This is a genomic window from Actinoplanes flavus (assembly GCF_017592555.1).
GTDB classification, from domain to species: Bacteria; Actinomycetota; Actinomycetes; order Mycobacteriales; family Micromonosporaceae; genus Actinoplanes; species Actinoplanes flavus.
The window spans coordinates 346,993-354,869 of the sequence record NZ_JAGFNS010000005.1; the positions used below are offsets into that span (position 1 = coordinate 346,993).

8 protein-coding genes and 1 pseudogene are annotated in these 7,877 nt (G+C 72.8%); 3 read left to right on the plus strand and 6 right to left on the minus strand.

Annotated elements, in window-relative coordinates; all coding sequences use genetic code 11:
- Positions 1-42: 42 nt before the first annotated feature.
- A complete protein-coding gene (locus tag J5X75_RS10395) occupies positions 43-852 on the minus strand; it encodes an IclR family transcriptional regulator (RefSeq protein ID WP_208467119.1) in 810 nt (269 codons plus the stop codon).
- 161 nt (positions 853-1,013) lie between these two features.
- Between J5X75_RS10395 and J5X75_RS10400 the strand changes: the two genes are divergently transcribed.
- On the plus strand, positions 1,014-2,483 hold the full coding sequence (locus tag J5X75_RS10400; RefSeq protein WP_208467120.1) for an aldehyde dehydrogenase family protein: 1,470 nt from the start codon (positions 1,014-1,016) through the stop codon (positions 2,481-2,483).
- Positions 2,484-2,542: 59 nt separating this feature from the next.
- On the opposite strand, the gene J5X75_RS10405 is transcribed toward J5X75_RS10400, so the two are convergent.
- Positions 2,543-3,163, minus strand: a complete 621-nt coding sequence (locus J5X75_RS10405) for an RraA family protein (protein WP_208467121.1) — start codon at positions 3,161-3,163, stop codon at positions 2,543-2,545.
- Between the two features lie 16 nt (positions 3,164-3,179).
- Positions 3,180-4,217, minus strand: coding sequence for a Glu/Leu/Phe/Val dehydrogenase family protein (locus tag J5X75_RS10410; RefSeq protein WP_208467122.1), 1,038 nt, complete (start codon positions 4,215-4,217; stop codon positions 3,180-3,182).
- Between the two features lie 78 nt (positions 4,218-4,295).
- Here J5X75_RS10410 and J5X75_RS10415 point away from each other — a divergent pair, with 78 nt between their 5' ends.
- The gene (locus tag J5X75_RS10415; protein WP_307798017.1) at positions 4,296-4,766 is read left to right on the plus strand and encodes an Lrp/AsnC family transcriptional regulator; all 471 of its coding nucleotides are present in this window, start codon (positions 4,296-4,298) and stop codon (positions 4,764-4,766) included.
- Here J5X75_RS10415 and J5X75_RS10420 read toward each other — a convergent pair.
- Positions 4,732-5,637 (minus strand): class I SAM-dependent methyltransferase, encoded by a 906-nt coding sequence (locus J5X75_RS10420; protein WP_208467124.1) that lies wholly within the window; start codon positions 5,635-5,637, stop codon positions 4,732-4,734. The genes J5X75_RS10415 and J5X75_RS10420 overlap by 35 nt on opposite strands.
- 10 nt (positions 5,638-5,647) lie before the next feature.
- Positions 5,648-6,238, minus strand: coding sequence for an HAD family hydrolase (locus J5X75_RS10425; protein ID WP_208467125.1), 591 nt, complete (start codon positions 6,236-6,238; stop codon positions 5,648-5,650).
- 57 nt (positions 6,239-6,295) lie between these two features.
- Here J5X75_RS10425 and J5X75_RS10430 point away from each other — a divergent pair, with 57 nt between their 5' ends.
- On the plus strand, positions 6,296-6,919 hold the full coding sequence (locus J5X75_RS10430) for a maleylpyruvate isomerase N-terminal domain-containing protein (protein ID WP_208467126.1): 624 nt from the start codon (positions 6,296-6,298) through the stop codon (positions 6,917-6,919).
- Between the two features lie 856 nt (positions 6,920-7,775).
- Here the strand turns inward: J5X75_RS10430 and J5X75_RS44125 are convergent.
- Positions 7,776-7,877, minus strand: a pseudogene (locus J5X75_RS44125) (IS982 family transposase); the annotation flags it as partial.

Here is a 7,877-nt window from a genome sequence, read left to right on the forward strand (position 1 = left end):
GTTCCACCTATCCGAACGCACGCTCGGAAAGTGAAACGCGACCTACCGGTAGCCCAGCCGGGTGGAGATCTCGGCGGCGGTGTGCCGCAGCGGACGTTCCAGCCGCGCCACCACGGTGTCCGCGGTGGTCGCCCACACCGTCAGGTGCACCGCGATGTTGATCGCCGCGACCACCCGCCCGGTCCGGTCCCGCACCGGCGCCGCCACCGAGCGCAACCCGGCCGCCAGCTCCTCGTCGTTGACCGCCACCCCGGTCTGCCGGATCTTCGCGAGCGCCGCCGTCAACTGCTCCCGGTTGGTCAGCGTCTTCGGGCCGCGGCGGGCGAAATCGGTCCGGTCCAGCAGCGCCCGCAGCACCGCCGGTTCCAGGTGGGCGAGCAGCACCTTGCCCATCGAGGTGCAGTACGCCGGCAGCCGCGACCCGACGTGCAGGTTCAGCGAGATGGCGAACCCGCCGGCCGCCCGGCCGCTGCGGCGCCGCTCCACGTAGACCACGTCCGGCCCGTCGAGCACCGCCATGCTGACCGTGTACCCGCTCTCGTCGGCGAGGCTCTGCAGGCAGGGCGCCGCCACCCGGTTGATCTCCAGCGAGTTGAGCGCCGCGAAGCCCAGGTCGACCACCTTCGGCCCGAGCGAGTACTTCTTCGTCTCCGGGTCCTGGTGCAGATAGCCGAGCCGGGCCAGAGTCGCCACGTACCGGTAGGTGGTGCTCTTGTTCAGCGTCACGGCACGGGAGATGTCGGCGATGCCCAGCACCGGCCGGGTCTCGCTGAACGAGGACAGGATCATCAGGCCGCGCTCCAGGGACTGGGAGAACGCGGCCCCGCTACCGGCTTCGTCGTCGATGGGCATGGCGCAGCCTAACCTCGCCGTTCGAACTGTTGAAACGCTCTGTTGACCGCTGGTGTGACCTGCTTCAGAAAATCGGGGAGCGTTCGCGCTGTTCCCGCCACGCGGGCTGTGGAGTCTCGTCCCGGTGCGGCCGCTTCCCGTCGGATACCATCTGCGACGCGATGGACCAGGTGTTTCTTGAGGGCGTGCGGCATCACATCGGCGGGGGCTGGGTGGATGCGGCCAACGGGCGGACGTACGACAAGCTGAACCCGTGGACGGGCCGCGTCTTCGCCCGGGTCGCCGCCGGTGACGCCGACGACGCGCTGGCCGCCCTCGACGCCGCCGACAAGGCCTTCCCGGCCTGGGCGCAGAGCCTGCCGGTCGAACGCCAGCGGATCCTGCTGCGGGCCGCCGACGCGCTCGACCGGCGGCGCGACGAGGTGCGCGGGCTGCTCGCCGCCGAGACCGGGTGCGGGGTGCACTTCGCCGGCGTCCAACTCGACTTCTGCGTCAACCTGCTGCGCCAGGCGGCCGGGCTGGCGTACGCGCCAGCCGGCCAGATCCTCCCCTCGGACCTGGCCGGCACCCGGGCCCTGGCCATGCGCCGCCCGGTCGGCGTGGTCGCCGCGATCGCCCCGTGGAACGCCTCGCTCGTGCTGGCCGGCCGGGCCGTCGTCGCGCCGATCGCCACCGGCAACACGGTCGTGCTCAAACCGTCCGAGGAGGCGCCGCTCACCGGCGGCGCCCTCTGGGCCGAACTGCTCGCCGACGCCGGCCTGCCCGACGGCGTCCTCAACGTGGTCACCCACGCCCCCGGTGAGGCCGGCGCCGTCGCCGAGACGCTGATCGCCGACCCGCGGGTCCGGCGGATCAGCTTCACCGGTTCCACCGTCACCGGGCGGCGGATCGCCGAGACCGCCGGCCGCCACCTGAAACGGGCCGTCCTCCAGCTCGGCGGCCACAATCCGCTGCTCGTGCTCGGTGACGCCGACGTCGGCCAGGCCGTCGACGCGGCCGTCTACGGGGCGTTCGTACACAGCGGCCAGACCTGCATGTGCGCCCGCCGGCTCATCGTCGACCGGTCGATCGCCCCCGACTTCACCGCACGGTTCGTCGCCCGCGCCGCCGAACTGCCGGTCGGCGACCCGTCCGACCCGGCCACCGTCGTCGGGCCGGTCATCAACGAGTGGGCGCTGTCGCTGCTCGTACGCCGGGTCCGGGAGGCCGTCGACCTGGGCGCGCGGCTGCTCACCGGCGGGGTGCCCAGCGGGCGCTGTTTCCCGCCGACCGTCCTGACCGGTGTGCCGCCCGAGGCGGAACTGGCCTTCGACGAGACGTTCGGGCCGGTCGTCCTGCTGGAGGAGGCCGACGACGCCGAGGACGCGCTGCGCCGGGCCAACGCCTCCGACTTCGGGCTCACCGCCGGGGTGATCACCGGCGACCCGTACCGGGGTCTCGACCTGGCCCGCCGCCTCCGGGCCGGGATCGTGCACGTCAACGACCAGCCGGTCAACGACGAACCCCAGATGCCCTTCGGCGGCGTCAAGGACTCGGGCGCCGGCCGTTTCGGCATCGGCTTCGCGGCCGAGGAGTTCACCGAGGTCCAGTGGGTGACCGCCCGCCAGGAGACCCGCCCCTACCCGTTCTGACCCCGTTACCCGTTCTGGCCCCGTTACCCGTTCTGGCCCCGTTACCCGTTCTGGCCCCGTTACCCGTTCTGGCTCAGCCCGTGGGCGGCGAGCGCCTTGTCGATCCGGGCGCGGTGCGCCCGCTCCCAGTCGTCGAGGGTCTCGGCCTCCTCCTTGGCCAGCCTCGCCCGCGCGGCGGCGAGCACCTCGTCGTGCCGGGCTGCCGGGACCACCACGACACCCTCCTCGTCGGCGACCACGATGTCGCCGGGAGCGACCTCCACGCCACCGCAGCGGACCGGCTCCCGGTGGGTGCCCGGTTCGGACTTGGTGCCGGGAATCGGGATGACGCCGCGGGCGAAGACCGGGAAACCGATCTCCCGGACCTCGCCCAGGTCACGGATCAGGCCGTCGAGCACGAACGCCGCCACACCCCGCCGGTGCGCGACCGCGCAGACGTTGCCGCCGGCGAGCGCGTAGTCCAGGTCGCCGGACTCGACGACGATCACCGAACCCGGCTCGGCCCGGTAGATGGCGGCGTGCAGCATCAGGTTGTCCCCGGGCGGGCAGCGCACCGTGAACGCCGGCCCGGCGACCCGCGGCACCGGCGTCCACAGCGGCCGGATGCCGATGTCCATCACCCGGCTGCGGTCCAGCACGTCGGCGAGCGTGGTCGGCGGGATGCTCTCGAACCCGGTCATACGGCTCCTCCCAAGGTCAGGCGATCTCCGCAGCGTAGTCAACCGCCGGACCACGGGCCCCGACCAGCCAGTCGGCGAGGCGGGCCGCGGCTTCCGCCGGGGTGGACGACGTCTCCCGCGCCGCGTCCAGGATCCCGGTGAGGGTGTCCCCGATCCCGGCGATCCGTTCCGCCACCCGCTCCGGCGCCTCCCGGTGCAGTTCGGTGGCGATCGCGTGGATGATCCCACCAGCGCTGACCACCACGTCCGGCGCCCACAGGATGCCCCGCTCGTGCAGCAGGGTCGCGGTGCCCGGCCGGTCGAGCTGGTTGTTGGCCGGCCCGGCGACCGCCGCACAGCGCAGCTCCGGCACGGTCTCTCCGGTCAGGACACCGCCGAGGGCCGCCGGCACCAGCACGTCCACCTCGGCGGTGAGACAACCGTGCGGATCGGTCCAGGCAGCGCCGAAGGACGACGCCACGGTACGCCGTGACGGGTCCACATCGGCCGCCACCACCCGTGCGCCCGCCTCGGTGAGCAACCGCAGCACGTGCCCGCCGACCCGGCCTACGCCGAGGACGGCGAAACTGCGGCCGGCCAGGTCCGGTGAACCGAACCGGTCGGCGACGACGGCGCGCAACGCGGCCATCACCCCCGCGGCGGTGCCGGGGGAGGAGTCGTAGCCGCGGCAGAACACGTACGGCGTACGCTCGCCGATCGTCACCATGTCGTCCGGCCCGGTGCCCACGTCCGGCCCGGTCGCGTAGTCCCCGCCCAGGCTCTCGATCACGTCGGCCACGTCGTGCAGCACCGCCCGGCGGTCCGGCGCCGCCCCCGCGGGCAGCGCCACCACCGTCTTGCCGCCGCCGTTCGGCAGCCCGGCCAGCGCCGACTTCGCGGTCATCGCGGCGGACAGCCGCAACGCGTCCTCCAGACCGTCCCGCCAGTCGGCGTAGACGGCCAGCCGGCACCCGCCGATCGCCTGCCCCAGAGCCGTCGAATGGACCGCCACGATGACCGGAAACCCGGACCGTGGACCACGAACCGCCACCACACGCAGATGTTCGAGCGACATGCCTTGAAGCTAGGACGCCCATCGGCGGCACGGCGATCTCACCGAACGACGTTCGGTGGATCAGGAAGAATAGCGGCCGTGGACGACATTGATTCGGCGATCGTGCGGGAACTCCAGGCGAACGCCCGGCAGACCAACCGCGACCTGGCCCGCGCGGTCGGCGTCGCGCCGTCGACCTGCCTCGAACGGGTGCGGTTGCTGCGCGAGCGCGGCGTGATCACCGGCTTCCACGCCGAGGTGAGCCTCACCGCGCTCGGCCGCGAGGTCCAGGCGCTGCTGCACGTGCAGGTCCGCCCGCTCAACCGGGAGGTGATCGAGGGCTTCAAGGCCTACGCGGCCGCGCTGCCCGAGGTGCTGTCGGTGTTCGTGCTGGCCGGCGGCGACGACTTCCTGGTGCACGTCGCGGTGCCCAGTGTGGACGGACTGCACGCCTTCCTGATGGACCGGTTCTCCCCCCGCCGCGAGATCGTCGGGTTCCGCAGCTCGGTGATCTACCAGCACCACCGCAACCGGATCATCGATCCGGGTCCCGCCGAAAATGCCGGATGATCAGTACGGGCATGTCGCCGGTCACCGCACGGCACACCTCGGGGGTGAGGCCGATCAGCGACCACGGCCACTGATCCCACACCCCGGTCTCCAGGGTGTCCGGCAGCTCCGCCGGCGTGTCGAGCGGCACCGGCGGCGACATCCGCGGCTCGGCGCACGACACCACCCGCAGACCGGCCGGAAGCGCGGCGCCGAGATAGTCCGAGGCCCGGTGCCGATGATCGACCAGCAGCGCGGGCCGCCCGCCGTCGACGCGCACCCGGGGCACCGAGCCGATCGCGGCCAGCTCGCGCGCGACGTCCGAGACCACCAGATGCCCGCCCGGCCGCAGCACCCGGGCGAACTCGGCGAACACCGGGCCCAGATCGCGTACGTGGGTCAGCGCCAGCGAGCACACCACGATGTCGGCGTGCGCGTCCGGGATCGGCAGCCGCTCCAGCGGCGCCTCGTGGAACTCGCCGGACGGCACCCGCTCACGGGCCCGCTCCAGCATCTCCGGCGAGCCGTCCACACCGATCACCCGGTGCCCCTGCCCGGCCAGCCACGCGCTGTGCCGTCCGGTGCCGCAGGCCGCGTCCACCGCCGTCCCGGGCGGAAGCCCGCCGAGAATGCCGTGGACCGCCGCCTCCTCCGGCGGGAACAGCCCGTTGCCCGGCTCGTCGTAGGTCCGCGACCAGACCCGGTACCCGTCGACGGCCGACACCCGCTCGACGGCCACCGGCTCGACGTCCAGCTCGGCCCGGTCGAGAAGGCGCCGCATCTCGGCCACCCGGGCCCGGCCGAACCCCGGATCGGACTCCTCGGTGAACGACCGCAGCAGCGCCGCCCCCTGCAGCCCGAGCAGGTACTCCAACGCCCGCTGATGAATCATGGATCGATTCTTATCGTGCCCACGGCGGTGGCACACGCGAATATCCCATGCCCGCCGCCTCGGCCGCGGCCACGCCCAGGTCGGTGTCCTCGAAGACCAGGCAGTCCGCCGGGTCCACGCCGAGCAGCCGGGCGCCCAGCAGATAGCCCTCCGGGTCCGGTTTCGGGCGCGCGTAGTCCCCGGCGCACACCAGCACCTCGAACCGGTCCAGCAGGCCGAGCGCGGTCAGCGACGCGGTCACCGACTCGCGGGTGCTGCCGGACACCACCGCGAACGGGATCCGCCCGTACGACGCCTCGATGTGCTCGAGCACCCCCGGCACCGCCTCCACCTCGGTCAGCAGCTCCTGGAACAGCTCCTCACGCCGCGCCGCCACCGCGGCCACCGGCATGCTCAGGCCCTGCCGCTCGTTCAGGTCGGCGATGATGTCCACCACGAGCCGGCCGCCCCACGCGTAGAACAGCTCCTCCGGGAACTCCGCACCCCACTCGCCGAGCGCCGCGCACCACGCCCGGTAGTGCGCCGGCATCGAATCGGTGATCGTCCCGTCACAGTCGAACAGATACGCCTTGAAGTCGCCGTCCGGCAGGGGTAGCAGCACCGGCGCAGGCTACCGGCGGGGCCGCGCGACCGGCGGCCCGCGTGGCAGGTTGGTGACATGGACTACCGCCGCACGTACCGCTCCGCCGCCATCGCCTTCGCCGACCTCGTCTCCCGCATCCCGACCGACCGGCTCGACGGTCCCGGCCTCGGCGAGTGGACGCTGCGCGACCTGCTCGGCCACACCGTCAGCTCGGCGCTGCGCCAGGTGCCCACGGTCCTCGCCGACCGCGCCGCCACATTGCTGGTGCCCGGTCCCGAGTTCTACTTCGCCCTGGTCCGGTCGGCCTCCGACGAGATGGTCGCGGCCGCCCGCAAGGCCTCCACCGACGACGCCCGCGTCACCGGAGCCGCCCTCGGCGATCAGCCGGCCACCGCCGTCAGCGGCTACATCGGCCAGGCGACCGCCGCGCTGGCCGGAGCCGGCGACGACGACGTGGTGGCCACCCCGGCCGGCGGCATGCGGGTCCGGGACTGGCTGCCCACCCGCACCTTCGAACTGGTGGTCCACGGCCGCGACGTCGCCACCGCCGCCGGCGTACCGATCGACCTGGACCCGGACACCCTCGCCGAGGCCGCCGCACTCGCCGCCCGCGTCGCCGTCGCCCTGGGCGACGGCGAAACCGTGCTGGGCGCTCTCACCGGCCGGGGCACGCTTCCGGCGACCTACTCGATGATCTGATCTCCGGTACGCGCGGAACCGGCCCCCACCACCCGGCGGCCGTTCCGCCGCACCCCGCGACCCGCTGCCGCGCCAAGCCTCTGCCGCGCCCGCCGGGCTGACATCGGTGGTCCATGACAACCCGGCCCTGCACCCTCCGCGCCAACCGCCAGCCACCGCCACCCCACGCCGATCCCCACAAACCCCACCCCGATCCCCGCAAGACCCACGCCGACAGCCGCGCCCACCCCGAACCTCGCGAGCCCCGCGCCGATCGCCGCACGGCCACCCCGGATCCCGCGACCCCCGTCCCGATTGCCGGATGGCTCATCCCGGATCCGGCGAGGTTGGTGTCGATTGCCGCACCGCTGACTCGGGTCCCGCGAGCCCTGTCCCGATTGCCGGATGGCTCATTCCGGATTCGGCGAGGCTGGTGTCGATTCGCGCGGCTGACTCGGGTTCCGTGAGCCCTGTCCCGATTGCCGGATGGCTCATCCCGGATCCTGCGAGGCTTGTGCCGATTCCTGCAAAGCTCACTTCGGATTCCGCGAGGCCCGTGCCAATCGCCGCTGGGCTCATCCCGATCCCTGGGAGATCCGCGCCGATCACCGCGAGACCCGCGCCCAACTCCGTCAGGACCGCGCTGCCTCAGACCACAGATGGCGGCTACCGGCTGGGCGCCATCGAAGTGTGCTCCGAAAGGACCGCGAGGCCGAGACCCCAGAAGTTGATCCCCTGCCGGCGTGACCGGCAACGGCGCCGCAGCGGCCCGCACGCGGAAGGCGATCGCCTCCCGAGAGCCGAGCACCGTCGAGATCATCGACGGCGCCACCTAGAAAAAGCCCGCGCCACCTAGACGAGTAAGTCCTAACTGAGGTCAGTGGTCGTACGCGATTAAGGACCTGGTCAGGGGCTGTCCGGTGGTTCGGTTGTGCCAGATCGCGGCGGTCATGGCGAGCAGGCGTTGGGCGATGCGGGC